33 protein-coding genes and 1 tRNA gene are annotated in these 25,555 nt (G+C 66.2%); 26 read left to right on the top strand and 8 right to left on the bottom strand.

What is annotated here, in order from left to right:
• Positions 1 to 516 precede the first annotated feature (516 nt).
• Positions 517 to 972, bottom strand: coding sequence for a hypothetical protein (locus QWI33_RS28655; RefSeq protein ID WP_289958724.1), 456 nt, complete (start codon positions 970 to 972; stop codon positions 517 to 519).
• Positions 973 to 1,462: 490 nt separating this feature from the next.
• On the opposite strand from QWI33_RS28655, the gene QWI33_RS28650 reads away from it, so the two are divergent.
• Entirely contained in the window at positions 1,463 to 2,017 is a 555-nt protein-coding gene (locus QWI33_RS28650; protein ID WP_289958725.1) for an HD domain-containing protein, read from the top strand.
• Here the strand turns inward: QWI33_RS28650 and QWI33_RS28645 are convergent.
• Together QWI33_RS28645 and QWI33_RS28640 are read right to left on the bottom strand one after the other, a co-directional pair.
• Positions 2,005 to 2,475 carry an NUDIX domain-containing protein gene (locus QWI33_RS28645; RefSeq protein ID WP_289958726.1) on the bottom strand — a complete coding sequence of 157 codons (471 nt, stop codon included), beginning with the start codon at positions 2,473 to 2,475 and terminating at the stop codon, positions 2,005 to 2,007. The two genes, QWI33_RS28650 and QWI33_RS28645, sit on opposite strands and share 13 nt — an antisense overlap.
• Entirely contained in the window at positions 2,472 to 3,236 is a 765-nt protein-coding gene (locus tag QWI33_RS28640) for a helix-turn-helix domain-containing protein (protein WP_289958727.1), read from the bottom strand. The genes QWI33_RS28645 and QWI33_RS28640 overlap by 4 nt, the downstream gene beginning before the upstream one ends.
• Positions 3,237 to 3,422: 186 nt before the next feature.
• Between QWI33_RS28640 and QWI33_RS28635 the strand changes: the two genes are divergently transcribed.
• The 13 genes from QWI33_RS28635 to QWI33_RS28575 all read left to right on the top strand — a co-directional run bounded on the left by QWI33_RS28635 (position 3,423) and on the right by QWI33_RS28575 (position 11,436).
• Entirely contained in the window at positions 3,423 to 3,734 is a 312-nt protein-coding gene (locus QWI33_RS28635) for a hypothetical protein (RefSeq protein ID WP_289958728.1), read from the top strand.
• Between the two features lie 42 nt (positions 3,735 to 3,776).
• The gene (locus QWI33_RS28630) at positions 3,777 to 4,085 is read left to right on the top strand and encodes a hypothetical protein (protein ID WP_289958729.1); all 309 of its coding nucleotides are present in this window, start codon (positions 3,777 to 3,779) and stop codon (positions 4,083 to 4,085) included.
• A gap of 106 nt (positions 4,086 to 4,191) precedes the next feature.
• Entirely contained in the window at positions 4,192 to 5,160 is a 969-nt protein-coding gene (locus tag QWI33_RS28625; RefSeq protein ID WP_289958730.1) for a hypothetical protein, read from the top strand.
• 128 nt (positions 5,161 to 5,288) lie between these two features.
• Positions 5,289 to 6,092, top strand: a complete 804-nt coding sequence (locus QWI33_RS28620; RefSeq protein WP_289958731.1) for an FtsK/SpoIIIE domain-containing protein — start codon at positions 5,289 to 5,291, stop codon at positions 6,090 to 6,092.
• 181 nt (positions 6,093 to 6,273) lie between these two features.
• Positions 6,274 to 6,489: a hypothetical protein gene (locus QWI33_RS28615; protein WP_289958732.1), complete on the top strand. Its 216-nt coding sequence runs from the start codon at positions 6,274 to 6,276 to the stop codon at positions 6,487 to 6,489.
• 103 nt (positions 6,490 to 6,592) lie between these two features.
• Positions 6,593 to 6,952 (top strand): RRQRL motif-containing zinc-binding protein, encoded by a 360-nt coding sequence (locus tag QWI33_RS28610; protein WP_289958733.1) that lies wholly within the window; start codon positions 6,593 to 6,595, stop codon positions 6,950 to 6,952.
• Positions 6,949 to 7,266 carry a hypothetical protein gene (locus QWI33_RS28605; protein WP_289958734.1) on the top strand — a complete coding sequence of 106 codons (318 nt, stop codon included), beginning with the start codon at positions 6,949 to 6,951 and terminating at the stop codon, positions 7,264 to 7,266. Before QWI33_RS28610 ends, QWI33_RS28605 begins: the two co-directional genes overlap by 4 nt.
• The gene (locus QWI33_RS28600) at positions 7,263 to 7,814 is read left to right on the top strand and encodes a DUF2637 domain-containing protein (protein WP_289958735.1); all 552 of its coding nucleotides are present in this window, start codon (positions 7,263 to 7,265) and stop codon (positions 7,812 to 7,814) included. Before QWI33_RS28605 ends, QWI33_RS28600 begins: the two co-directional genes overlap by 4 nt.
• Before the next feature lie 5 nt (positions 7,815 to 7,819).
• Positions 7,820 to 8,092, top strand: coding sequence for an ECF-type sigma factor (locus QWI33_RS28595; protein ID WP_289958736.1), 273 nt, complete (start codon positions 7,820 to 7,822; stop codon positions 8,090 to 8,092).
• 84 nt (positions 8,093 to 8,176) lie between these two features.
• Positions 8,177 to 8,500 carry a hypothetical protein gene (locus tag QWI33_RS28590; RefSeq protein WP_289958737.1) on the top strand — a complete coding sequence of 108 codons (324 nt, stop codon included), beginning with the start codon at positions 8,177 to 8,179 and terminating at the stop codon, positions 8,498 to 8,500.
• An 88-nt stretch (positions 8,501 to 8,588) separates the two neighbouring features.
• On the top strand, positions 8,589 to 10,013 hold the full coding sequence (locus tag QWI33_RS28585; RefSeq protein ID WP_289958738.1) for a replication initiator: 1,425 nt from the start codon (positions 8,589 to 8,591) through the stop codon (positions 10,011 to 10,013).
• A 5-nt stretch (positions 10,014 to 10,018) separates the two neighbouring features.
• The gene (locus tag QWI33_RS28580; RefSeq protein ID WP_289958739.1) at positions 10,019 to 10,231 is read left to right on the top strand and encodes a helix-turn-helix domain-containing protein; all 213 of its coding nucleotides are present in this window, start codon (positions 10,019 to 10,021) and stop codon (positions 10,229 to 10,231) included.
• Positions 10,228 to 11,436, top strand: a complete 1,209-nt coding sequence (locus QWI33_RS28575) for a site-specific integrase (RefSeq protein WP_289958740.1) — start codon at positions 10,228 to 10,230, stop codon at positions 11,434 to 11,436. The genes QWI33_RS28580 and QWI33_RS28575 overlap by 4 nt, the downstream gene beginning before the upstream one ends.
• 84 nt (positions 11,437 to 11,520) lie before the next feature.
• Here QWI33_RS28575 and QWI33_RS28570 read toward each other — a convergent pair.
• Both QWI33_RS28570 and QWI33_RS28565 read right to left on the bottom strand, forming a co-directional pair.
• Positions 11,521 to 11,594: transfer RNA gene (locus QWI33_RS28570), tRNA-Pro, on the bottom strand.
• Positions 11,595 to 11,730: 136 nt separating this feature from the next.
• Positions 11,731 to 12,627, bottom strand: coding sequence for a metallophosphoesterase (locus QWI33_RS28565; RefSeq protein ID WP_289958741.1), 897 nt, complete (start codon positions 12,625 to 12,627; stop codon positions 11,731 to 11,733).
• A 24-nt stretch (positions 12,628 to 12,651) separates the two neighbouring features.
• On the opposite strand from QWI33_RS28565, the gene QWI33_RS28560 reads away from it, so the two are divergent.
• The 4 genes from QWI33_RS28560 to QWI33_RS28545 all read left to right on the top strand — a co-directional run bounded on the left by QWI33_RS28560 (position 12,652) and on the right by QWI33_RS28545 (position 16,616).
• Positions 12,652 to 13,107, top strand: coding sequence for a GatB/YqeY domain-containing protein (locus QWI33_RS28560; protein ID WP_289958742.1), 456 nt, complete (start codon positions 12,652 to 12,654; stop codon positions 13,105 to 13,107).
• A gap of 78 nt (positions 13,108 to 13,185) precedes the next feature.
• Positions 13,186 to 14,817, top strand: coding sequence for a peptide chain release factor 3 (locus QWI33_RS28555; protein WP_289958743.1), 1,632 nt, complete (start codon positions 13,186 to 13,188; stop codon positions 14,815 to 14,817).
• On the top strand, positions 14,817 to 15,683 hold the full coding sequence (rsmA, locus tag QWI33_RS28550; protein ID WP_289958744.1) for a 16S rRNA (adenine(1518)-N(6)/adenine(1519)-N(6))-dimethyltransferase RsmA: 867 nt from the start codon (positions 14,817 to 14,819) through the stop codon (positions 15,681 to 15,683). Before QWI33_RS28555 ends, rsmA begins: the two co-directional genes overlap by 1 nt.
• Positions 15,684 to 16,616, top strand: coding sequence for a 4-(cytidine 5'-diphospho)-2-C-methyl-D-erythritol kinase (locus tag QWI33_RS28545; protein ID WP_289958745.1), 933 nt, complete (start codon positions 15,684 to 15,686; stop codon positions 16,614 to 16,616).
• Between the two features lie 12 nt (positions 16,617 to 16,628).
• On the opposite strand, the gene QWI33_RS28540 is transcribed toward QWI33_RS28545, so the two are convergent.
• Positions 16,629 to 18,029, bottom strand: a complete 1,401-nt coding sequence (locus QWI33_RS28540) for a pentapeptide repeat-containing protein (protein ID WP_289958746.1) — start codon at positions 18,027 to 18,029, stop codon at positions 16,629 to 16,631.
• Positions 18,030 to 18,333: 304 nt separating this feature from the next.
• Here QWI33_RS28540 and QWI33_RS28535 point away from each other — a divergent pair, with 304 nt between their 5' ends.
• The 8 genes from QWI33_RS28535 to QWI33_RS28500 all read left to right on the top strand — a co-directional run bounded on the left by QWI33_RS28535 (position 18,334) and on the right by QWI33_RS28500 (position 23,929).
• Positions 18,334 to 18,582: a hypothetical protein gene (locus QWI33_RS28535; protein WP_289958747.1), complete on the top strand. Its 249-nt coding sequence runs from the start codon at positions 18,334 to 18,336 to the stop codon at positions 18,580 to 18,582.
• Between the two features lie 213 nt (positions 18,583 to 18,795).
• Positions 18,796 to 20,463, top strand: a complete 1,668-nt coding sequence (locus QWI33_RS28530; RefSeq protein ID WP_289958748.1) for a hypothetical protein — start codon at positions 18,796 to 18,798, stop codon at positions 20,461 to 20,463.
• A complete protein-coding gene (locus QWI33_RS28525; RefSeq protein WP_289958749.1) occupies positions 20,454 to 20,840 on the top strand; it encodes a hypothetical protein in 387 nt (128 codons plus the stop codon). The genes QWI33_RS28530 and QWI33_RS28525 overlap by 10 nt, the downstream gene beginning before the upstream one ends.
• Before the next feature lie 2 nt (positions 20,841 to 20,842).
• A complete protein-coding gene (locus QWI33_RS28520; RefSeq protein ID WP_289958750.1) occupies positions 20,843 to 21,367 on the top strand; it encodes a prolipoprotein diacylglyceryl transferase in 525 nt (174 codons plus the stop codon).
• Positions 21,364 to 21,837, top strand: coding sequence for a hypothetical protein (locus tag QWI33_RS28515; protein WP_289958751.1), 474 nt, complete (start codon positions 21,364 to 21,366; stop codon positions 21,835 to 21,837). The genes QWI33_RS28520 and QWI33_RS28515 overlap by 4 nt, the downstream gene beginning before the upstream one ends.
• Positions 21,838 to 22,120: 283 nt before the next feature.
• The gene (locus QWI33_RS28510; protein WP_289958752.1) at positions 22,121 to 22,447 is read left to right on the top strand and encodes a YbaB/EbfC family nucleoid-associated protein; all 327 of its coding nucleotides are present in this window, start codon (positions 22,121 to 22,123) and stop codon (positions 22,445 to 22,447) included.
• Positions 22,448 to 22,451: 4 nt separating this feature from the next.
• Complete coding sequence (locus tag QWI33_RS28505) at positions 22,452 to 22,784, top strand: type VII secretion target (RefSeq protein WP_289958753.1); 333 nt, start codon at positions 22,452 to 22,454, stop codon at positions 22,782 to 22,784.
• Positions 22,781 to 23,929 (top strand): hypothetical protein, encoded by a 1,149-nt coding sequence (locus QWI33_RS28500; RefSeq protein WP_289958754.1) that lies wholly within the window; start codon positions 22,781 to 22,783, stop codon positions 23,927 to 23,929. The genes QWI33_RS28505 and QWI33_RS28500 overlap by 4 nt, the downstream gene beginning before the upstream one ends.
• Before the next feature lie 36 nt (positions 23,930 to 23,965).
• Here the strand turns inward: QWI33_RS28500 and QWI33_RS28495 are convergent, their stop codons facing one another.
• Positions 23,966 to 24,727, bottom strand: a complete 762-nt coding sequence (locus QWI33_RS28495) for a type III pantothenate kinase (protein WP_270118170.1) — start codon at positions 24,725 to 24,727, stop codon at positions 23,966 to 23,968.
• A gap of 3 nt (positions 24,728 to 24,730) precedes the next feature.
• Positions 24,731 to 25,552: a carboxylating nicotinate-nucleotide diphosphorylase gene (gene nadC, locus QWI33_RS28490; protein ID WP_289960084.1), complete on the bottom strand. Its 822-nt coding sequence runs from the start codon at positions 25,550 to 25,552 to the stop codon at positions 24,731 to 24,733.
• Positions 25,553 to 25,555 lie beyond the last annotated feature (3 nt).

The raw sequence follows: 25,555 nt of genomic DNA, 5'->3' as shown, positions 1-25,555 counted from the left end.
CTCGGATTTCCACAAACGGTCTGCCGTGATCGTCCGGTCGGATCCTTTCGGTATTCGGCCTGTAAGAAGCGGTAGACGCCGAAGCACTCGAGTGCGATCAGGCCGCCCCAGGCCGCCCCCGCCCGGCGTCGTGAGCGCGGCGTCGAGGCCGCCGGTCTGCTTCGGGTCGAAGTCGACCGCCGCGGAGACGGTCAGGGCGCCGGCAAGGGCGACCGCGACGTCACCCTGCGCCGGGCGGAAGACGCCGCCACATCGGCCACGGCGCGCGAGCACGGAAAAGGGGGCCTTGCGGCCCCCTTGTCTTTGGTCGGGTTGACAGGATTTGAACCTGCGACCCCCTCGTCCCGAACTATCGGCATGGGGGTCGTTGGGGGCCAACCAAGGTGCATCGCAGCTGGTCAGAGCCAATCCGAGGTATCCTCGCTCGCTGCGGTTGCTGTACTTTGCTGCTGTACTGCGGTCAAGCCGGAGCCATAGGAATAATCCATATTCGGAATGTCAGTACACGCGAGTCGACTATCTGGTAGATCGATCTGCGCCCAAATCCTTCCGAGCATATTTGCGGAAATCATTTAGGCAGTTGAGTATCACTTCCTGGAAATTGTCCGGATCGCCGCTGATCGCTTCCGAGATCGTGACAAGGTGTTTGTCTGCACTGTCCGTCACCTGATTCGTCCCTACGAGTCTGATTTGGTCGATCCATGCAGCGCCCCGCTGAAGTTGATCTTTTGTGACGCGCGCCTTGTCCTTACCATCCCAACCGAATTGGAGATCACGGAGAAATGACGCATACCCCTCATATGCCTCTAGTCGTGCCTGTCGCAACCACTTCCGGTGTTCGAGGCGCAGCGTCAGGAAGGATGTCACGAACGCCGCCAGCACAAGCGCGATAGCGGCAATGATTGCTGGAGCTAGCTGGACAATCAACGGTGTCTCAGAGCCTACTTGCACAATGATTGGGGTTTCTTCCATCAGACGATTATCCCCGCGCACAGTCAGTCAGTGTCAATCGCATCTTGACGGTCCTTTTGGTTGGCAGAGGGCTCGGTCATAGTTCAGCCCATTACCCAGCTCGCTCTTGACCTCACTGGAGGCCGGGTTCATTGGCCGGGGGCGGGTGCGCGATACGCTCGCTCGGCGACAGGGCGGGCCCGCAGGGATCGCCCGCTATCCGGCCTGGCCGCGCGCCCGCAGGGGTCCCCGGCCAAGGGTTCCGGCCGGAACCTTTCTTCCATCCTCAGGGCGTCCTCCGCTTGGCCCGTGGCCGGCCGAGGACCGCCCGCAGCGAAGCGAGGACCGGACCGCAGGCCTGCCGCGAGGCGCGGCCGCAAGGCCGCCTTGAAGATGTATAGAAAGTTCTCACAGGGCTTCTTGGCCTGGGCTCCGGCCGTAGTGGGCCCGCCAGCGGCGGTGCGCTGGGGTTCTTCCTCAAAGCAGTTCAGGCGTTATAGTGGCAGCACGTATGACTACCTATGATGAAGCTTTCGAGACATCGCGAGCGGCACTCCAAGAGGCGTTGCCCCGCCGATGGGCACACGTCCAGGCGGTAGGTGCCAAAGCCCTTGCGGTCGGTCCGAAGATCCTTTCCGAGCCGGATGCCGATGCACTCGCTATCGCCGCAATCCTGCATGACATCGGTTACGCCCCAAGCATTGTCGACACCGGCTTTCACCCACTGGACGGTGCACGCTGGCTGCAACGTCATGGTTGGGATGCTCGCATTGTGAACCTAGTTGCCAACCACTCGTGCGCCTGCCTTGAGGCGGATGAGCGCGATCTTCGGGCAGAGTTGGGTGAGTTCCCGAACGAGAAGACCCTCATCACAGACGCACTGTTGTACTGCGACATGACAACCGGTCCTGACGGTCAAGACTTCGAGATTGAGGAACGGCTCGCGGAGATCAAGTCACGCTACGGTCCTGAGCACCTGGTGTTCCGGTTCATCTCGCGGGCCGAGCCTTCGCTCATCGACGGGGTGCGGACGGTCCAGCGGGAACTGGGTCATCAGCCGATGTAGGGCTCAGCCAGACCCTGGAACCCGTGTTTGATGCGCAGCCTCATTGAGGAATTGATCCTCACTGAGGCTGTTTCTGCTTCGCTGAACCACTGGACCTTGAGGGATTCCTCGCTGGTTTGGATCTCGCCGCCGATCGGCACAGCACGGAAGCAGAGCGAGAACTGCTGCCGGACTTCGCCATCGCTGTACTCCGAGAGGTGGCCCGGGTCTGTGTATATCCCGATGAGGCCGGTGATCTCGATGTCGAGACCGGTCTCTTCCTTCGCCTCGCGAACGGCAGTCTGGCTGATCGTCTCACCGAAGTCGTGGGCTCCGCCTGGCATCGCCCAATCCTCGTTGTCGCTCCGCTGGATCAACACAATCCGTCCGGCCCCGTCTTCGATGAACGCTGTGGTCGACGGAACCACGCTGTTCGGCTCGGGCGCGTTCGGATCGTTGATGTGGTCGACGCGGGTCATGGGCGCATCGTACCTTGTTGACCTGTCCAGATATTGACCGAATTTGCGAGGACCCGCTCGAAGCACTCGGTAAAGGTGCGGAACATGCCACCGCCTGGCAGCTCCTTCAGGTGCATGACCGGAGCGTGGGAGGCGTAGCACCCGAGGACGTGGGTGTTCACCAGCATCTCGGAGTCACACCAATAGATGCTGTTGTACAAGGTTGTGTCGTGGAACCCGACCCAGATTCCCGGCGTGCCCTCAAGCTGCTGGTAGAACGGCAACACGGCCTCGATACGGCGCTGCATACCTTTGCCGACGCCTTCCTCCTCGCCGCGGAGCTCGACCGCGGTCGATTTGGGATCCCCGAGAAGGATCGAGACCTTCACGCCCTCAGCGGCCTTTGCTTTGAGGAGCGGCACCAAGCCAGCATCGCCCTCGGGGAGGAACAGGCCAGCGTAGGCAAGGACTCCGATGTGCCGCGTCGCTTGCCTGAAGATCCGAGACCACAGCTCCGCTGGGACATCGTTCCGCTTCGCATAGGTGTGCACCAGCTCAGACTCACTGACCAGCTTCGCTTTCTGCTCAGGAAGGGCATCAGGCCAGAGGTAGTTCTCGCTCTGCTGCAACGCCAGAGCGACTGCGGCCCGCGTCTTCGCGTATGGGTTGCGCCCCTTGGTGATCCAGCGTTCGACCGACTTCGGGTCGACTCCGATCGTCTGAGCAAGTTGGGCGGGGGTCATGCCCTGCGCATGGATCGCGCTCCGGAGCCGTTCGTTCATACCGCTGTCCTTCACCTCTGAAGTAGGGACGTCTAGGGACGAGTCTAACAGTATTGAGACGTCCTGAGAAGTCCCATGCGGTGGTGAATGTGTCCTCTTTGAAGCCTCATTCTTGAGTCATCAGCCCGGATCACCTGGGTTGGGGCCCAAGCGGGTCAAGCAAAACGACAAGGAAGAGGTAGGGCTATGAAGCTCAAGCTGGATGTCTCGGACGTGACTTTCATGGTGTCGCTGGCCCCGGTGGCCAAGGAGTACGACGGCAAGCACCAGACCGACAAGGACGGTTCGCTGAAGTGGACCACCGAACTCATCGCGCTCGGCTCGTCCGAGGACGAGGGTGCGTCGGTCATCAAGGTCGTCACCACTGGTGAGAAGCCGAACCTCCCCAAGGGGAAGCCGGTCTCGGTCGTCGACCTGGAAGCGGTCCCGTGGGTCTCCAAGCAGGGCACCCTCGGCACGGCGTACCGGGCCTCTGCGATCAATCTCGCCGGTAAGTAGTCACCCTGAGGCTTACGCCTCTTGATCCCGAGAGGATCTGCCATGCACGACTTCCCGATGAACGCCACGTTCGGCGCTCACCTCAAAGAGGGTATGGGCCTGCGGTCCAGCGTTCACCACTCCGAATGCGGGGTGCTGACCGTGGGGACCTGGAGAGAGGACAACTGGGAGCTGAGCCTGTTCGGTTCGCCCGCCAGTCTCCGCAAGCTCGCTGAGGCGCTGCACCAGCTCGCCGACGCGACCGAGCGCGATGTCAACCGTCAACGGACGCTTGACAACGCTCCGGCAATCCGCCGGTCCAAGTTCGTCCTGGAGGGCGAAGCCACCACCGAAATCAAACTCGCCGCTTAAGCGGCACTGGGGAACCGGTCCAAATCCGACCAAGAACTCGACCGGCTCCCCGGTTTCCAACAAGCAACCATCCCTTGCCCCCAAGGGGGCGGAAAGGAGTGCTGCCATGCCTCGTAATGGTAGCAACCGTGCCAGCTCCGGGCGTTCCCGCTCGGGTGTTCGTGCTGGTCAGACCATCATCGATACCTTCGAGATCGACTCGGCGAAGCGCCGGGCCAAGATCGTCGGCATCCTCGCTGGCGTCTTCGCTGGCCTGGTCGCCTTCGCGATCGCTCTGACGGTCAAGGATGGCGCTGCGGCGTTCCTCCTGGCGGTCGTCGTCGCCTTCGCCACCGGCTTCGTCGCCGCTGGCTTGGTGCTGATCTGGCCGGGGCTGCGCATGGCGTGGCACTGGGCCGGAGAGCTGGTCGTCCTGGCCCTGGTGGTCAGCGTCTGGGCGTTGCTCAACGCTTGGGCGGGACCGCTGGTCGCTCTTGGCGCGACGCTCCTGCTGATCGGTGTGCCGTGGCTGTTCCGCCCGGTGTGCCGGTTCCTGGTCCGTTGGGCCTGGTGCATGATCGTGCGCCACCGCATCCGTGTCGCCTGCGATGCCTTCATTGAGGGCAAGGGCGTTCGCGGTTCGGTGATGCCGCTGATCCTGTGGGCTTGTCCCACGGATTCCGGTGAGCGTGTGTGGCTTTGGCTGCGCGGTGACCTCACCTTGGACGATCTGCGGGACCGTCTCACCGAACTCGCTTCGGTGTGCTGGGCACACGAGGCATCGGCCGAAATGGCCGGGTCGAAAGCGGCCTACGTGGTCGTGGACATCCGTCGCCGTGACGTCCTCGCTGAGGGCGTGGCCATGCCAGTCACCGAGATGCTCGAAGGCATCGATCCCGATTCCTACCCGGTCGAGTACCGCCGGGTGGACGACTCCGAAGGCGTCGACCTGACACCGGAGTCGGTGAACGCCGAACTGGATGCCCTGCTGGGCACCAAGGGCGGTCGCAAACCGCGTCAGCGCAAGGCCGATGACGGCCAGACCACCGCACCCGATGAGAACCCGGACGAGGGCGACATGCCCGCCTGGGTCTAACCCAAAAAGCTCCCCAACTGGGGCTGCTCACGGTGGGAGCCGTGGAAGCCAGAGAGGCCAAGTACCGGCTCCCACCACCAAAACTCACGCATCGATAGATGCACCGATTTCACTAAGGAGATTGCACGATGAACATCGCACTGGGACCGGTCATGTCGATCAAAGACCCCATCTACCTGGGCCGGTCGGCTTCGAACGAGGCCGTCAACGTCACCATGTACGGCAAGAACATGATGCTCAATGGCGAGCCCGGCTCGGGCAAGTCGGGGCTGATGAACAACATGATCGCGCAGGTGTCACTGATGCCGGACGCGCGAATGCTCGGCTTCGACGCCAAGTTGGTCGAGCTGATGCCCTGGACCGATGTCATGGACGTGTTCGTGGGCCCGGAAATGCGCAAGGCGCTTCAGACGATGCTGTGGATCCAGAAGCTCATGGACCGCCGCTACGACTGGATGTCGCGCAACCGGATCCGCAAGCTCGTCCCGTCGCCGGCCGAACCGGCGTGGGTGCTCTTCCTCGATGAGGTCGCGTACTACACCTCGGTCGCGGGAACCAAGGTCGAGCAGGAGCTGTTCTCCGCGCTCTTCCGTGACGTGGTTGCCCGGGGACGGGCAGCGGCGATCATCCCGATCATGGGCACGCAGCGTGCCTCCTTCGACATCCTGCCGACCGCACTGCGCGACCTGTTCGCCTACCGGTGGACCGGCCGCGCGACCACGCCCGGCTCCTCGGATGTCGCCCTCGGGGCCGGTTGGGCCGAAGCGGGCTACAACGCAATGAGCCTGGACCCCAAGAAGCCCGGGGACTCCTTCCTCCTCGCCGAGGGGAATGCACCGCAACGGATGCGGGCGGCCTGGATGACCGACGAAGAGATTCAGACTGTCGCGGCCTTCGCTGCGCAGCTTCGGGGCCACAGGGCCTCTGCCTAGAGCGAGTGCCGTCAGCGCCAACAGATGTCAACGAGCAGTTGACGGCACTCCAGGGCGAATGGTTCACCCGGGGTTCGATTCCCCGGCGTCCACGACGTAAGGAATCCCAGCACTAATCGCACACGGGCTAGTACTGCGTCCTGCTGATGAGGCATTGATAACAAAGGAAAGAGGGCAAGAAATGAAGCACCTCAAAGTGACGCTCGACGGTGAGGACAAGAACGTAAATCACTACGTCACCACTGACGAGAACGCCGCTGCCGTAATTGCGGACTTCAAGGAAGGCGACATGATCGCCATCGACAACCACATCTTCCGAGGTGACGTGACGGTTAACGATTCGACCACGCTCATCCGGGTGCACCGGATTGTGGAGATCGAGATCAAGAACAGGTAAGCCGTAGCGGCTTACTGGTAGAGCGATCGGCAATCTTCGGGGTTCGAGGCCCCGACGCTCACGCAGCAATAACCACGAATGACACAGAGAGGAGGAGTGTGCATTGTTCCGGACCGAATTCGATGACCCTGAAGGCATCCGCCACGGCGGATTGCCGACGTTCAACTACCGCTGCGCGCCGGTCGGACTGTACACCCGCCGACAACTCGCCGCTGAAGGTCTTACGCCTGGGCGGCAACCCATCGCAGGCCAGATCTTCTGGCGTCGCGGTAACCGAGTCGCCTACCTCTATAGGCGTGACCTGCCCGTGCCCAAGCGCCCGGCTACCGACGCCCAACTGCGGGCCCTGATGAAAGCGTGGGTCGCTCTGTCGACCTGCCCGTCATGCCAGACGGAATACGGCTACTACATCCCCAAGCGCTACGGCGAATGCCTCGACTGCTTCGAAGGCGGCGCGCGATGACCGATCTCCTCGCCGCGTTCGCCATCTTCCGCGAAGCGATGCCACTGCATCGCGTCAAGCAGATCGACTCGCTTCCCCCGTGGGAGCCCGATCTTTCCCGAATGCGGTTCCTCTGCGTCATCTGCGACGTGCACATGACCGGAACCGAACTCGCCGACGACGACAGGCACCTCCTCCTATCCCTGCCCTTCGAGGGCTGGGAAATGCGGGCGTGCGAGGTCTGCGGCGAAGAGACCGTGCCAACGGTCGAGCACTCCAAGAAATGCGACTACTGCACCGGCGTGCAGTGGCAGAAGCCAAGGAGCCAGAAATGAAACTCGAAGACGGCGTGCAAACCGTCATCATGCTGTCCATGGGTGTGGCCGCTGGCGCGGTCTCCTTCACCCACGTCCACGACGCCACCGTCGCGGCCGGTCAGCCCTCCTGGGTCGGCTGGGTCAACGCGGTGACCATCGAACTGATGGTGATCGCCCTCGGTCTCGAGGTGCGACGCCGCCGCCGCAACGGCGGCCACAAGGTCAAGTCCGTGATGGCGATGATGATGTTCTTCATCGCCCTCTCGCTTGGGGCCCAAGTCCTCGACGCTGAACCGACTGTTGTCGGTTGGCTCGCCGCTTCGGCTTCGGCCCTGGGGTTCTTGACCCTGGTCAAGGTCGTACTCTCGCGGCCCGCTGAGGCGCAGCCGGCCGAATCGCCGGTGGCCTCATTTGCGGAACCGGATTGGAGGGAGTCGGCCCCGGTCGCCTCCTCGGATCCGATCGACGTGCCGAGCCTCCAAGCCGAGCGCTCTGCCGTCGCCGCTGAGCCTGCTCAGCCGGACTGGGCCAACGCCTTCGCCAACCTCGGCAACGGGGACCGGTGATCGTAATGGTCGAGAACCGCGAGTTCAACGGCTTCGCCCGCCGCATCATCCGCGCCTATGGGCGCCGGGTCGCTGAGGGTGACGTGGACGCACTTCCCGAGCTCCTTGAGCTCTCAGCCTCGCTTGATGAAGCCATCACTAACGCAGTCAAGGGCCTTCGCGCCTTTGGCTACTCCTGGGCTGAAATCGCCGAACGTATCGGCATGTCCAGGCAGGCCGCCCAGCAGCGCTGGGGCAAGGCCATCCCCGATCAACGGGATCCCAACTCCGACACCTAGCGCCGAGGGCGCGGCCAATCTTCCACAACCGCCGCGCCCCGGCAACAACCTGCCAACCATCGCGATTGAAAGGCGAAAACCAGTATGCCAACCGAACCCATCACCTTGGCTCACCACTACCGGCAGCCGATCCTCGGCGACATCACCGGAGCTGCGGGCGAATGCCAGTACCCCGAACCGGTCGACCCGCCCCACTTCAACGGCGAACGCTGCTACCGGGTCTACAAGTGCCCCGAATGCCACTTCGTGCTGCATGTCAACGGCGGCAACCTCGACCAGCCCGAACCCCTCGACATCGTCTTGGTGGTCTGCGGCTTCTGTTCGTATCCCGACTTCGTGCGGGACAACCCCTATCCCGAAGACCTGTGCCGTTGCTTCGGCTGGGTCTACCTCGACGACGAGGACTGAATAGCGCCCTGTCCGGCCGCTCCTTTATTACGCACGAGCCGCCGGACGGGGTCACAACACGCCTGCCCGCACTTGGAAGGAGGACACCTTGCCTACAAGCACCATTCGACCCGGCTTCGCCGCCGACATCATCGCCCGGTCCGAGTCGACCGGTTGGGAACCATGGCTCTCGCACGTCGCCGGTGCCGCTGGATGCTCCAACCCGGTACGCCTTCGCGGCGATCTCCACACCGTCAATGAGTCCACGGGCCAAGTCCTCTCCGCCCGGTCCACCGGCTCCATGCCCGACGGCATCATCTACAAGGCCTGCGGCACGCGCCGGGCTTCCCTCTGCCCCACCTGCGCCAAGACCTACCAACACGACGCTTTCCACCTCGTGCGCTCCGGCATGACCGGCGGCAAAGGCGTCCCCGAGACGGTCACCGCTCATCCGGCACTGTTCGTCACCCTCACCGCCCCCGCCTTCGGACCCGTCCACACGCACACGCTCACCGCCTCAGGCAAAGTCCGGCCCTGCCGCGCGCGTCGTGACGCCGTGACCTGCCCCCATGACGTCCGACTGGCCTGCCACACCCGGCACGACGAAAGCGCCGGCCAGATCGGCCAGCCGCTGTGCCTGGACTGCTACGACCATGACGCCCAAGTCGTCTGGAACGTCGCCTCCGGCGAACTGTGGCGGCGCACCCGCATCAACATCGACCGCGGATTGTCGCGCCTCGCCAAGGCCCACGGCATCGACCCGGCCTCGGTGCGGCTGCGCTACGTCAAGGTCGCGGAGTTCCAGCGTCGCGGTGCCGTTCACTTCCACGCGCTAATCCGCCTCGACGGTCGCATGCCCGGCAGTGACGCGATCCTGCCGCCGCCTGCCGCCCTCGACGCCGAGGCCATTGCTGCACTCGTTGCCGATGCCGCCGCCTCGACCAGCTTCCGCACCGAGGAACACGACAAACGCCCTGAGGGCTGGCTCATCCGCTGGGGTGCGCAAGTCGATGTCCGCCAGGTCGAACTCGGCGATGACGAGTTGAGTGAGAACCATGTGGCGGGCTACCTCGCCAAGTACGCCACCAAAGCCACCGAGGACACCGGCCACCTGTCCGGCCGCCTCACCGAGGCCACCGTCTCCGTCTACGCCGACCCCGAAGGCGACCACATCGCCCGTCTCATCGCCGCGTGCTGGCGGCTCGGTTCCGAAGGCGGGGAATGGATCCGGCTTCGTAAGTGGGCGCACATGCTCGGCTTCGGCGGCCACTTCATGACCAAGGCGCGCGCCTGGTCGACCACCTTCGGTGCGCTCAGAGACGCACGCGCGCAATGGATTCGCTGTCAACACGAGGTTGACACCGATCCGACTGAAACGATCGTCCTCGTCAACTACCTCCGCTATGACGGCACCGGCTGGCACACCGAGGCTGACGCCCTCATGGCGTCCTCTGCCGCCGCTCGCGCCCGGGAGCAACGGCAGCTCGCCCGTGAAGCTTTGGATGAACTCACCACTATGGATCGATTGGATTGATTGCGATGGAAGGAAGCACGGTACTCAAACCGCGTTGGTACGACACCAGGCAGACCGCCGAGGTCCTCGGCTTCGGCGTCTCGAAGGTCAAGATGCTCATCGCCTCCGGCGAGCTGCGCTCGGTCAAGGTCGGCGGCCACCGCCGCGTCCTGCCCGAATGGATCGAGGAATACGTCGAGGGCTTCGCCCGCCAGGACGACTATGTGGGTGCGGCATGAGCAAGCGGGGCAACGGGGAAGGCTCGATCTACCCACATGGCAACGGGTACGCCGCCTACGTGTGGGTCACGACCCCTGCGGGCGTGAAGAAGCGCAAGTACGTCTACGGCCCAACCCGTGAGGTGGTCCACGGCAAGTGGCTCGATCTCCACCAGGCCGCCGCGCGCGGTGCTGTCGAGACCAAGTCCAAGACCGTCGAGCAGTACTTGCACGCCTGGCTCGAAGAGGTCATCAGGCCCAACCGGGAACCGAAGACCTACGACGGGTACGAGCGGTTCATTCGGCTGCACATCGTGCCGTGGCTCGGTAAGAAGAAGCTCGATCGGCTGTCAGCGCGGGATATCCAGCAGTGGGCGAACAAGCTCGCGACGGTGTGTCAGTGCTGTCAGCAGGGCGTTGATGAGCTGCGGACGCCGCACAAGTGCTGTGCGAAGGGCAAGTGCTGTCGAAAGGCGTTGTCCGCCAGGTCGATCAGTGACGCTCGTACGGTGCTGCGCTCGGCGCTGTCGCAGGCGGTCACTGATGAGCTGGTGTCGGTGAACCGGGCCATGCAGATCCGTTTGCCTAGCGGGCGCAAGCGTCGCAAGAAGTCGTGGGGCACCGATGAGGCTCGGCGGTTCCTCGAACACGTCCGCCCTGATCCGCACTACGCGGCGTACCTGCTGGTCCTCGCGATGGGCCTGCGCAAAGGCGAAGTCCTCGGCTTGACCTGGGACAGCCTCGACCTCGACGAGGGCGTTCTTGAGCCGCAGTGGCAGCTCCAGCGGGTCATGGGCGAACTGATCCACAAGAGGAAGGCCAAGACCGAGGAGTCCGAGAACGCCCTGCCGATGCCTGATCTGTGCGTCAAGGCGCTGCGGGAGCGTCGGGAGCGGCAGCTTCGGGACCGGGCGAAGGCCGATGTCTGGCATGACTCGGATCTGGTCTTCACCACTCGGTACGGGACGGCGATCGAGCCGCGCAACTTTCACCGGTACTTCGTCAACCATCTCGAGGCAGCCGGCCTCCCCCGGATCTCGGTGCACGACGCCCGGCGGACCTGTAGCTCGCTGCTGGTGGACCTCGACGTTCACCCTCGCGTGATCATGGCGATCATGCGGCACTCGGACTTCAAGATGACCATGGAGGTCTACGCGCAGGCCTCTGACAAGGCCACCAGGGAGGCGCTGCGGAAGCTGAGCGAGAGTTTTGAGTCCGAGGACTAGCGTTGCTGTAAATCGCTGCTGTAGACACAGTCAGGGCCGGGATCCCGAAGATGGGAGACCGGCCCTGAACTGCTGTTTCATCTGTCGGGTTGACAGGATTTGAACCTGCGACCCCCTCGTCCCGAACGAGGTGCGCTACCAAGCTGCGCCACAACCCGATGTTCTATTTTCACGCACGCTGGGCGTTCGTGTCGATTGGAAATGCTACCTGAGGGCGCCGACCCCCATCGAGCGGGGGCGGGGCGCTTCGGGCCCGGTCACATCCGGGCCCGAAGCGCGCCTCGCGTCAAGCGGCTAGAAGGCCTTCGGCACGAAGGTCAGCAGGCTGGCCTCCGGGGCGCACGCGAAGCGGACCGGCGCGTACGGGCTCGTGCCCAGGCCGGCCGAGACGTGCAGCCAGGTGTCCTCCCACGGGTGCAGGCCCTTCACGCGCTCGCGGTCGATGCCGCAGTTGGTGACGAGCGCCCCGTAGCCGGGGACGCAGACCTGGCCGCCGTGGGTGTGGCCGGCGGCGATGAAGTCGTAGCCGTCGCGGGCGAACTCGTCGAGCACGCGCGGCTCCGGCGAGTGCGTAAGGCCTATCGACAGGTCGGCGCTCGCGGGCACCGGCCCGGAGACGAGCTCGTAGTCGTCCAGGTCGAAGTGCGGGTCGTCGACGCCCGCGAAGTGGACGTTGAGGCCCGAGACGACCTTGTCGGCGGCGGCGTTGTTCAGGTCGAGCCAGCCGCCGTCGACGAGCACCTTGCGCAGCTCCTCTGTGGGCAGCGGCGCGCCGTACTTGTGCTCGTGGTTCGGGTTGAAGTACTGCAGCGGGTTCTTGAACACCGGCGCGTAGTAGTCGTTGGAGCCGAACACGAACGCGCCCGGCGCGCGGAACAGCGGCCGGAGCGTCCTGGTGACGAGGTCGATCGCGTCCGGGTGGGCGAGGTTGTCGCCGGTGAGGAGCACCAGGTCCGGATCGAGCGCGGCGAGGGACGCGACCCAGTGGGCCTTGCGCACCTGCCCGGGCGTCATGTGCAGGTCGGAGATGTGCAGCACCCGAATCGGCTCGGCGCCTTCGGGCAGTGCGGGCACCGCGAAATGGCGGAGCGTGTACTGGACGCGCTCGTAAAGAGAGGCGTAGGCGAGTGCCAGCGCCCCGGCGCCGACCCCGATCCCGGCTGCTGCGGCTAGTCCACGGCTGATCTTCATACCCCAACGGTAGATTGTCGAGTCATGAGCGAGCTAAAGACCCGGTTGGAAACCGATATGAGAGCCGCCCTCAAGGCGCAGGACAAGGTGACGCTGGGCACCCTGAGGATGGTGCTCACGGCGGTCCGGAACGAAGAGATCGCAGGTAAGACCCCTCGCGAGCTCGATGACGCGGACGTCGTGAAGGTCCTGGTCAAGCAGGCCAAGCAGCGGCGCGAGGCGGCCGAGGGGTTCCGTTCGGGGGGCCGCGAGGAGTCGGCCGAGGCCGAGCTCGCGGAGGAGGCCGTGATCAAGCGGTACCTGCCGACCGAGCTCACTGAGGCCGAAGTCACGCAGCTGGTGCGCGAGGCGATCGCCGAGGGCGGTTTCGCCGGTCCGAGGGACATGGGCAAGGTCATGAAGGCGGTCGGCCCGAAGACGGCGGGCCGCGCGGACGGCAAGCTCGTGTCCGGGATCGTGAAGGCCGAGCTCGCGGGGTAGCGCAGCCGGGTCGTGTCGCCGTTCACGGCTATCGTTGAGGGTCGGGCCCGCTTCGCTTTTCGAAACCTTGAGGAATCCATGTCCAGCCATATCGCGGCCGAGGCCGCGCGCCGCCGCACCTTCGCGGTGATCTCGCACCCCGACGCCGGAAAGTCGACGATCACCGAGGCCCTCGCCCTGTACGGGCGGGCGATCTCGTCGGCCGGCGCCGTCCACGGCAAGGGCGACCGCAAGGGCGTGGTCTCCGACTGGATGTCGATGGAGCAGGACCGCGGCATCTCGATCACCTCGGCGGCGCTGCAGTTCGAGTACCGCGGCTGCGTCGTGAACCTGCTCGACACCCCCGGCCACGCCGACTTCTCCGAGGACACCTACCGGGTGCTCACCGCCGTCGACGCCGCCGTGATGCTCCTGGACGCCGCGAAGGGCCTGGAGCCGCAGACCCTCAAGCTCTTCGAGGTGTGCCGGGCCCGGCGCATCCCGGTGATCACGTTCATCAACAAGTGGGACCGCCCGGCGAAGGACGCCCTGGAGCTCATCGAGGAGATCGAGACCCGCATCGGCATCAAGCCGACGCCGGTGACGTGGCCGGTGGGCGTAGGCGGCGAGTTCCGCGGCGTCATCGAGCGCGTGGGGTTCGGGGACGAGACCGGGGGGCGTCGTGCGGTCGGCCCGCAGGTGCCGGGCATGGTCCGCTACGAGCGTTCGCCGGGCGGGCAGCAGCTGGCCACGGCGGAGTTCCTGGACGAGGACGCGGCGATGGCCCAGTTCGGGCCCGATTATGAACGCGCCCAAGAGGAGTCGGAGCTGCTGAGCGAGGTCGAGGCGGATTTCGACCCGAAGACCTTCGAGTCCGGGCAGACGACGCCGACCCTGTTCGGGGCGGCCCTCGTCCACTTCGGGGTGGGCCAGCTCCTCGACCTGCTCGTGGACATCGCGCCGTCGCCGTTCTCGCGTGAGGACGCCAAGGGGAGTCCGCGCGATCTGGAGGACGGCTTCTCCGGGTTCGTCTTCAAGTCGCAGGCGAACATGAACGCGTCGCACCGCGACCAGCTGGCGTTCATCCGCGTCTGCTCGGGTCGTTTCGAGCGCGGCATGCAGGTCACGCAGGCGCAGGGCAAGCGCACCATGTCGACCAAGTACGCGCAGACGCTCTTCGGCTCGGCGCGGGACACTGTGGACGAGGCCTGGCCGGGCGACATCGTGGGCCTGGTCAACGCGACCGGTCTTTCAGTGGGCGACACGATCTATGCGGGCAAGGCGGTGGAGTACCCGCCGCTGCCGGCGTTCGCGCCCGAGCACTTCGGGGCGCTCCAGATGCACGACACGTCGAAGGCGAAGCGGTTCCGGCGCGGCATCGCGCAGCTCGACGCCGAGGGCGTCGTGCAGGTGCTCTACTCCGAGCGCCGCGGCGAGGCCACGCCGGTGCTCGCGGCGGTCGGTCCGCTCCAGTTCGAGGTGACGGTGGCGCGTCTGCAGGCCGAGTTCGACGTCCCCGCGACGATCAACAACCTGCCGTTCAAGCTCGCGCGCCTCACCGATGCCGAAGGCGCGCAGCGGCTTCGCACTGCGCCCGGGGTCGAGGTCTTCACCCGCCCGCGCGACGGCGCGCACCTGGTGGCGCTGCCGAACAAGTACCGCATCCAGACGATCGTGAACGACTACCCCGGGCTCGTGCTCGAACCGCTGCTCGCGGGAGGCCAGGGCTGATGGCGAAGCTGCTGACTTCAAGCGCCATCAGGTCCCTGTCGCGCGGCCTGCAGATCTCGCCGACGAAGAAGTGGGGCCAGAACTTCGTCGTGGACGCCAACACGGTGCGCCGCATCGTCAACGTCGCCAAGCTCGACGCGGACGACGTGGTGATGGAGGTCGGCCCCGGTCTCGGATCGCTCACCTTGGCGCTCATCGAGGTGGCGCGGCACGTGATCGCCGTCGAGATCGACCCGAAGCTCGCCCTCGCCCTGCCCACCACTGTGGAGCACCGCGCGCCGGAGGAGCACAAGCGGCTCACCGTCATCGAGACGGACGCCGCCCGGATCAAGCCCGAGCAGATGCCCGAGGCGCCCACCGCGCTCGTGGCGAACCTGCCGTACAACGTGGCCGTGCCCGTGGTCCTGCACGCCCTGGAGAACTTCCCGAGCCTCCGCAAGGGCCTCGTCATGGTCCAGGCCGAGGTCGGCGACCGGCTCACGGCCGGGCCGGGCTCCAAGATCTACGGCTCGCCCAGCGTCAAGATGGCCTGGTACGCGAAGGCGCGGCGCGCCGGGTCGGTCTCGCCGAACGTGTTCTGGCCGGTCCCGAACGTCGCGAGCGGCCTGGTCGCGTTCGAGCGCATCGAGAGCCCCGACGCGAACCGCGTCGAGGTCTTCGGCGCCGTGGACGCCGCGTTCGGGCAGCGGCGCAAGATGCTGCGCCAGTCGTTGAAGGCCTGGGTCGGCGCCGACGTGGACGCCGTGCTCGATCGGGCGGGAATCGAACCCACCAGGCGGGGTGAATCGTTGGACATAGCGGAGTTCATCGCCCTCGCCGACGCCAAGGAGGCGCTGGGCGCGACCGCACCGTCTCAGGAGGCCTGAATGACCGGACAGACCGCGCCAGCCCAGCCGGGCGCCCAGATCAGCGTCGATGTGCCCGCCAAGATCAACCCGCACCTCGGCGTGGGCGACGCCCGGGCGGACGGCTACCACGCACTGTCCACCGTGTACCAGGCGATCAGCCTGCACGACACCGTGACCGCCGAGCGGCGCGGCGAGCCGGGCATCGAGATCACCATCTCCGGGGAGGGCGCGGCGACGCTGCCCACCGGCGAGGCGAACCTGGCCCACAAGGCCGCGAAGCTCATCGCCCTGTACGCCGGGATCGAACCGGACGTGAAGCTGCACCTGACCAAGCGCATCCCCGTCGCCGGCGGCCTCGCCGGCGGCTCGGCGGACGCGGCCGGAGCGCTCATCGCGTGCGCGCGCCTGTGGGAGGTCGAGATCGGCGACGCCGAACTGGAGCGCCTCGCCGCGGGCCTCGGCTCTGACGTGCCGTTCTGCCTCAAGGGCGGCACGGCGATCGGCTCCGGGCGGGGCGAGGAGCTGACCCCGGTGGCCGCCAAGGGCACCTGGCACTGGGTGGTCGCCACGACGGACACGCAGATCTCGACCCCGGAGTGCTACAAGGAGGTCGACCGCCTCCGCGAGGACGGCATCGGCCGATACTCCTCCGATGTGGGCCCCCTGGTGAAGGCGTTCGAGGCTGGCGCGAGCGCCGACGACCTCGCGCGGCTGCTCATCAACGACATGGAGGCCGCCGCCGTGAGCCTGCGCCCCCAACTGGCCTCACTGATGCACGGCGGCCTCGAAGAAGGCGCCCTCGCCGCGCACGTCTCCGGCTCGGGCCCGACGGTCCTGTTCCTGGCCACCGACGTCAAGCACGCGGTCGCCCTGGCCCGCCGCATCCGCATGCGCGGCGGCGCGAAGAGCGTCCACCTGGCCCACGGCCCGGTGAACGGCCCGGCCGCCTAAGGTCACGCGGCCTCAAACTGCTTCGAGGCCGGACTGCCGCTTCCTGTCCACAGGTCTGCGTTGAGGAATGACCGGCTCGCTGCCGTCGCGCTTGACCGTCCACAAGAACCGGAAGCCCTTCGAGGTCTCCACCGGACGGTACTGGCCCGGCAGCGACTGGTCGTGCAACACCCGGCGGAGCAGGGCACCGTTCAGTGAGACGTCGTCGAGAAACACCGAACCCGCGAAGTCGACGGTGGCGTTGAAGCGCGCCATGAGGAAGCTCGCTCGCGAGTGCCACGCCGATTCGCGGTACACGCTGCCCCCGTTGAAGACCGAACCATCGAAGTTGGCTCCGCCCCTGAAGGCGGACCGTGCGAAGCTCGTCCAGCTGCCGAACGCCACGGAATCGAAATCCACGCGGCCACCGAAGACGACTTCTTCGAACGTCGTCGTGCCCACGAACCGCGCGAACCCGAATTCGGCCGCGCCCGTGAAAGTTGACCTGCTGAGATCCGCAGAACCGTGGGACACCGCTCCCTTGCAGTTCGCTTCCCCACCAACGGAGACCCCGGAGAACTCCAGGTGCTTGCGGAACTCGGCCAGCGAGCAGTCCACGCGTTCGACGAACCGCGCCTTCGCGAACCAAGCCGTGCCGAACCACATCGCGCGGCTGAGGTCGGCGTCGGCGCTGAATACGGCCTCCTCGAAATCGACCTGGTCCTCGAATCTCGCATCGGAGAACGACACCGACTGCTCGAAGACGACCCCGGTGAACCAGGTCATCCCATCGAAGCAGGTGCCCCGAAACTTCGTGGAGCCGCGGAAGCGGGCGCCGGTGAAATCGACGTTCCGGAGGCGGCAACCGCTGAAGTCGACGAGGCGCAGTGAGGCTCCGGTGAGATTGAGGCGATTGTGGCTCCAGTAGTTCCGGCGGCCGAGTCGGCGCTTGAGTCGCCGTTGCAGGATCTCCTGCGCGAAGGCGCGCACCTCACGCTCGGGATCGGCAGGCGGGCTCGTCATTGCGTCGAATGGACGGCGCAGATAGGAGCAGATCTCGTCTAGGACGAGCTGCCGCAGCTCCTCGTGCTGCTCGCCAAGGCGTTCGAGGTTGTAGAGGCCGCCGATGCGGATGGTCGCGTTATTGTCCGACGAGAGCTGCTCCACCGCTTGGATACGCAGCTCGGTAATCCGCTGCTGCGTGCTGTGGAACTCGTCGTGCTGCTGCCGTCTGAAGCTCAGCACGAGCGCGGAGGCGGCGCCGATGCCGGCCGCCACGGTGAGCGTCGCGCGTACCGTTTCGAGCCGCATCTTCGCGATCTCCAGGTCGGCCTGGGCGTCTCCGGGCGTGCGCAGCGCCTCGATCTCGGCCATCTGGAGGTCGTAGTACCACCAGCCGCCAAGCAGGATGAGGGCGAAGACGACCAGAAGCACCCAGGTCCGGATCGGGCGGGGCCGCCACGGCGGCTTGGGCGCAGGGTCCTCAGAGCGCCGGCTCCGCGCGTCTCCGCGTCGCATGAGGACCCGGAGCATCCAGAAGGCGAGGGGGCGCAAGGGCATGGCCCAAGCCTACGAACCCACCGCATCGCCTGGGGTTCGCCCGGGAACGATGTCGGGGTTTCCAGGGACTATGACGGTGTCACGACCTCGATCTACGAGGTCACAGAGCGGTACGAGTCCTGGAGCGCTCGAGGTCCGGCTTGGCGAGGCACCTACGCGGGATCAGATCGATGAGTTTGTGAACGAGATGCGTTACGACTACCGCAATGCGACTCCGAAAATGAACTTCCTCGCAGTAGAGGCGTTGATCCGCGCGCTCTACGGCGAAGAAGAACTCGCCGATGACATTGCCGCTGCGGACCAGTATCGCGTGCAAATCTCAACGATCGTCAAGATCGTCACCCAGTCCGCGCCGATGCAGGCGCAGCTTGACATTTATCTTGCCGAAGCCGAAGCGCTCGCGACGCAGTGGAGTAGCGCAACCTAGTCGCTATCAAGAGTTTAGACGGCAAGGGACAAGGGCTTTGCCCTTGTCCCCCTTATGTTTTCAAAAACTTCTAGACGCTTTTGTGTCGTAAGTTGACACGTAAGTTTTTGGTGAGTCATCATCGAAGGACCGGCACTCGCAATCTCATGCGGGCCAGGTTCTTACGTCTCGAACGGAGCTTGTTACGAAGCATCCAGATCACACCAGCCTTGATTGATAGGCCAGAATATAAACGCCGCCCGGTGGTCTCCGACTACCAATCCTGATTCCACCGGGCGGCCAACAACAGAAAGCGAGCCTTCTGTGTCGTCTACGACGATACGCTATTCCGGCGTACCTGAAAACAGCCATTCCCGGCGGTTCGATCCCGACCACACCATCGAACCCACCGGTGAACCCACCTCCGGCATGACCGCCGATTCGACCATCTACTCCCGTCCAGCCCCGGCCGGCGGCTTCGACCGTGGCCCGGAATCGGACCTCACCCTCAAGTGGCGCAAGCGCCTCCGCGCTCTCGCCGACGAAGATCCCGCCACCGACTCGGACGCTCGCCCACAAGACTCCGGTCCATCTGGCCGCTCCCAGCAAGGCGCATTCCGCGCGGACCGATCCGGGCGCTTCACCGACCGCTCCGATCAGGCGGAGAACCCCGTCTCCAGCGGATACGACCTTGCAGAAGGCTGTGTCGCAAGCGGGCCCGACCTCATCGCAGAGCACACCGCCACCGATCCCTCCCACACATCAGAGTCCGCCACCGACTTCGTCCCCGGGTTCACTCCCGGCAAGGCCGGTCCGATCTCACCCGACCCGCGCCACAATCGCGCATTCCCGCACCCGCAGAACCCCGGCCTGTTCGCCGACGCGGACGGCTTCTACGACTGGGCGAACCGTCGCCCCTACCTCGCCGACGGGTCCCCCGACCCGTTGACCCCGGGCGCCTACCGGTACCAAACCCGACCCGATCTCTGCGACCTGGACGCACCCGACTCCGACCCGTCCAGCCCCCGTTACGAGCCGATGCATCTGCGCCACAAGCCAGGCGATGACTGGCTGATCGACAACAACCGGCCTTACGACGTCCTCGACCCGGGTCCCTTCGGCTCTCCCGAATGGTTCCCCGACCGCCGCACCGGACGTCACCGCCGCGACGAGCTCCCCGACCCGATCCCCTGGTGGGAAACCGAAGAGGAACCCGAGAAAGCCGAGTGGGCCAAGCACGCCGAAGCGCTCTACGACCGCCGAACCCGCACCACCCGCGAGCGCGAAGCGCGCGAGGACAACCGCCGCGACGACACCGACCCTCCCGAACCGCCGTCTCGGCAGTCGGCGGTTTCGGAGGAGCGTCCGCATCGGCAGCAGTCGCCCCGTCCTCAACCCTGGTCCCGGTCCGAACCCGAAGCGCGCGAACCGTTCCATGAATCTTCGCCATCGCAGACCCGTCCGCAGCGCCGACCTCACCTGCCCCGCCAGGCCGATCGCCGTACGACCGGCATTCCCGAAGAGCCCCCGCACCGGTTCGAAAAACTCCGCGAAGACGCCTGGGACCGGTTCATCGACAAGTCCGCCGATCTCGCCGCAGCCCACCGCTCGCCGGCCGCGATCGAACGCGAATGCGGGCCGACCATCGGACGGATCGCACGCGGGATCCGCCTGATCACCGGGCTCCTCCGCCACCGACCCAAGCCACGCGACACCGACACGGCGCCTCCCGACCAACGCACCAGGCTGACCGAGGCGGTGCGGCCCGACCGGCACGCGGTGCTCGCGGCCCGGACCGCCCGCTTCGCCGGTGCGGTGCGCGGAGCGCAGCGCGCCCGCACTGGAGCGCCCCCACTGCGGATGGCCCGTGCCGACGCGCCCGGTGGTGCGGCATGGGCGTAGGCCGACTCGCGCCGCACCAGGTCCGGGCCCGATACGCGCAGGCGCTGAAGGAGATCCCACTGCCGGTCCGCTCGTTCACCGGGATCGACCCAGGCGGGCTCACGCCCGTTGGCGAAGCGGAGATCGCCGGGAGGCGCGTGCAGTTCGGGGTGCTGTACGCGATCCCGAGACTGTGGATCACCTTCCCCGAACATCTGCCCCCGATCCTGGGGTTCCTCACCGGCTTCGACGGCACCGCAGGCGATGCCATGAGAACAGAACTCCACGTCACCGAACTCGACCACCTCGACTGGGCCCGACAGCCCGGCCAGGCCGCGACCCTCAAACGCGCAGCGGCCGACATATGGCGAGCAGCCCAACGCGAATGCGAAGGATGACCATGAACCACACCGAAAGCGCGGCGCTGTTCCGCGCCCACGCCACCGCGCGCCTCACCGGCGACACCATCGAGACCGCCCGCCTCGCCGCGCACATCGGCGACGAGCAGCGCATGAGCCACCTGCTGTTCACGCTGACACTCTTCACCCAGTTCGTGGTCGAAGAACTCGGCTGCGAACCCGACCCGGCCGACCTCGCCGCACTCACCAAACGCCTGCATGACAAGCACTACCGACCGGAGCGTCCATTCGAGGCGCTGCGCGCCGAGGCCATGATCCGGGCCGTCACCGCCGAATCGGTCCTGCTCACCGAGATCCCGCACACCGAGCAGGCCGCCTACATGTGGGCCGTCATCGATGAACTCGCCGATCCGAAGCTGAGCGCTTCCGAACTGGACGAACTCTTCGACCTCGTCAAAGAAGCCCGAGACGATCTCCTCGGCAAAGCCCTCGATTCGCCGGAGCTCAACCCGGCGAGGCACGAGCAGGTGCCAGCCACTTCCGCCGAGGAAGGAACCGACGCATGACACCCGACGCGCTCCACCGCACCCACCTCACCGCCCTCGTCACCGGCAAGATCGACACCGCCGCGAAACTCCGGCAGCAGTTCCAGGCGAAGGACCACGGCATCGCCGCCGAACACCTCCTCGCCGCCGTCGCAGTCGTTCTCGAATACCGCTTCGGGCCCGGGGCCGGGCTCGGGGCAGGCCCGATCGACTACGACCGCCTGGGCGCGTTCATGACCGAGCTCCGGCACGCCTGTAAGAGCACCATGCCACCGCCCGACCACCTCGGTGTCGAAGCCGTCATCCGCGCGCTGTACGGCGAACCGCACCTCGCCGCACCGCTCGCCGAGCAACGCCACAGCCAGGCGCTGTACACCGCCCTCGCCTACGAGCTGAGCCGCCACCACTGGCTCAGAGCCAACCCGGAACACCTCGTCCACTACGCAAGGAAGCGCATGACCACCTGGATCCTCGGGCGCCCTGAGGAGTGAACGGAGCCGCCTGGGGTCGCCCAACAACGGCCCCAGGCCCGGTCCGGTGCCGGGGCCGCTCGGCGGTCCCGGCACGCGATCTCGGTGCGGCCGTTGCAGTTCTATAAAGAATCCGATGGGATAGGTCCAGATCCACCTGGACCGGAACCCGCAGCTTCGTCCAGAAGGGCCGCGAGGCGCACCAACCTGTAACCATGGGCGGTTACGTTCACGCCGTTGCAAGCTCGTTTCGAGAAAGGCGCGTGGAAGCATGCCCTCCGTGTTCGAAGATCCAGAAGGATTCATGCGGGAGTTCGAGAGCCGCATAGCCACCATGGTCGAGAAGGCGTCCTCACTGGACGAGGCGCTGGGGGCGGCCACGGCCACCGCCAGATCCGCGGACGGCGAGGTGCGCATCACCGTCGGCCTCGGCGGCGTGCTCCAGGAGATCCACCTCAGCAGCAAAGCGCAGACCCTGACCCCGAGAACCCTTGCCGCCATGATCAAAGAGACCTACGACAAGGCCGCGATCCAGGCCGGCAGCAACTCCACCCAGGCCCTCTCGGATGTCTTCGGCGAGGACAGCGCGATCGTCCAAGAGGCCCGCGCGAACCGTCACCCCGAGGAGTAGTCGCGTGCAGGACCGCATCGACATCCCCTCCGCGGAAGCGTTCGAAGCGCACGCCGCAGGCATCAAGTCCAAAGTGGTCGACCCGGTGGCGCAGGCCTTCGACGCCGCCCAGCAGAAGGGCTTCGGCGAACTCCTCGACTTCGGCATCGTCAACCTGCCGTTCGCGGGCGGCGCCGCCGACCTGGCGGGCAAGGCCACCGAAGCCATCGGAAAAGCTCAGGAGGGCACCGAGGAGCTCGCCAACCGGATCAAGCAGACCGGCGAGGCGTACCACGACAACGACGGCGAGGTCGCCGCCATGTTCAACGAGTTCACCAGCGAGACGGAGCAGCAATGAACGACCTCATCGTCGACCCCGACAAGGCCGTACCCGGCGCCGGCACGTTCACCGGTGCGAAGGCCCTCCACAGCGCCCAGCTCCTCGCGAACTCCGAGACCGACCTGGAGAAGGGCCTCAACGGCACGGTCATGGCCCTGGACGTCCTCGGCATGGTCATGAACCCTCTCATGGGATTCATGAAGGCCGGCGTCGGATTCCTCATCGAACACGTCGGGCCGCTCCGGGACTTCCTCGAGGTGCTGGCGGGCGACCCCGTCTCGATCAACGCCACCAAGGACACCTGGAAGAACATCGAGGCCGCGCTGGACCAGGCGGCCACCGACCTCATCGGCGACGCGGCCACGGTGTCCGACTGGGTCGGCGACGCCGCCGACGCCTACCGGGACAAGATCACCGACTTCGAGGCCGCGATCCGGGCCGGGAGCTCCGCCGCCGGGAGCATCGCGAAGTACATGGAGGTCATGGGCATCTGGACCGCGGTCACCCGCGCACTGGTACTGGAGCTCATCTGCGAGTTCGTGTCGCGTGCCATCATGTACGCGCTCGCGGCCCTGGCCGCCTCGTGGTTCACCTTCGGCGGGTCGTTCGCGGCGATGATCTCGGGAGTCATCGCGGACGCGATGGTCCTCATCGCCAAGATCTCGACGCACTTCGCCAAGCTCGGCAACGCCATGTCCAAGCTCGCGGGCCGGTTCCCCCAGCTCGCCGGCTCGCTCGACGACGCCGGCAAGGCGGTCACGAACTTCGGGATGAAGGGGTACGTCAAGAGCGCCGGCAAGAACATCGCCCAGCACAACAAGATGCTCGATCAGCAGGAAGCCCTGATCAACGCGGGCAAGAACGTCAAAGGGCTCGGCGGCAGGATGCCGCACACGCAGAGCGCCAACCAGAAGACGATCTACGACACGCTGCGAAGCCCGTTCGGCTCCGGCAACATCCCCGGCACCGGCGGCCTCAGGCCGATCTACAAGGACAAGGTGATCCCGCCGACGTCCGTGGGCGGGCACTCGGTCACCGGCGGCAGGAGCCTGTCCGAGATCATCGGCGGCTACCCGATGAGCGGTGCCAAGGGCGGCATGAAGGGCGCCCCCGCCGCGACGCAGGACCCCCAGCCGCAGCAGGAGGAGCAGCCGCAGCAGTGACGCCCGGTCGGAGCGGTGCGAGTCCTGAGCCCCGTGTCAAACGTTGCGGTCCCAGATCATCCTCAGGCCGTGGAGGGTCAGGTTCGGCTCGTAGTGGGTCACGGTCTCGCACTGCTCGATCACGACCGGCGCGAGGCCGCCCGTGGCGACGACCGCGGTCGGCGTGGTGCCGAGCTCTTCGGTGATGCGGCGGACGAGGCCGTCCACCTGGGCCGCGGTGCCGTAGACCATGCCCGACTGCAGGCACTCGACCGTGTTCTTGCCGATCACGCTGCGCGGTTTGACGAGCGGGATCTTGAGCAGGTTCGCGGCGCGGGACGCGAGGGCGTCGATCGAGATCTCGATGCCGGGCGCGAAGGCGCCGCCGAGGAAGTCGCCCGTGGCCGAGATGACGTCGATGTTCGTCGAGGTCCCGAAGTCCACGGTGATGCACGGCCCGCCGTACAGGTGGAACGCCGCGTGCGTGTTCGCGATCCGGTCCGGGCCGGCCTCGCGCGGGTTGTCGATGCTCAGGCGCACACCCGTCTTGATGCCCGGCGCGATCTGCACGAGGTGCGCGTGCGGGTAGTACCGCTGCACCATCTTGGCGACCTCCGCGCCCTGCTGGGGCACGGTGGACGACAGGGCGATGCCGCTCAGGTCCACGCCGTCGCCGTCGAGGAGGGCCCGGAAGGTGAGCCCCAGCTCGTCGGCGGTCGCGTGCGGGTCCGTGCGGATCCGCCACGAGTGCTTGAGGGTCTCGCCCTCGAACACGGCGAGCACCGTGTTGGTGTTCCCGATGTCGACGCACAGCAGCACGGTCTACTCCTCGAAGTCGAGTCCGATGTCCAGAATGGGCGAGGAGTGGGTGAGCGCGCCGACCGAGATGTAGTCGACGCCCGTGGCGGCGTAGTCGACCACGCTGTCGAGGCTGATGCGCCCGGTCGCCTCGAGCTCCGCCCGGTCGCCCACCGACTCCACGACCTCGGCGAGCTCCTTGGGGCTCATGTTGTCGCACAGGAGGAACACGGCCCCGGCCGCGACCGCTTCGAGCGCCTCGTCGAGGGACTCGACCTCCACCTGGATGTCGATCTCGGGCTCGGCGGAGCGGACGGCGGCGAAGGCCTCGCTGATCGAGCCGGCCGCCTCCTTGTGGTTGTCCTTGATCATCGCCACGTCGTACAGGCCCATGCGCTTGTTGTCGCCGCCGCCGGCGCGCACCGCGTACTTCTCCAGGGCGCGCAGGCCCGGCGTGGTCTTGCGGGTGTCGAGGACGGTGGTGTGCCAGTCGGCCAGCACGTCCGCGAAGCGGCGGGTGTGGGTGGCGACGCCGCACATGCGGCAGAGCAGGTTCAGCGCGGTGCGCTCGGCCGCGAGGAGCGAGCGGGTGGGGCCGGAGACGCGGGCGAGGACCTGCCCGGCGCGGATGCGCGCGCCTTCCTTGGCGAGGTACGTGAACTCGACGTCGCCGGGCATGGCGTGGAAGACCGCGTGCGCGACCGGGAGCCCCGCGAGGAGGCCGTCGGCGCGCGCGGTGACCGCCACAGTGGACTTGTGCTCGGGTCCGAAGATCGACTCGGAGGTCACGTCGCGGCGGGCGTGCGAGAGGTCCTCGTCCAGGTAGTCCTGGACGGCGACGTACACGTC

It is taken from the genome of Glycomyces tritici, assembly GCF_030403505.1.
Note: the sequence above shows the minus strand (reverse complement) of the source record. Positions and strands in the feature narration are given on the sequence as shown.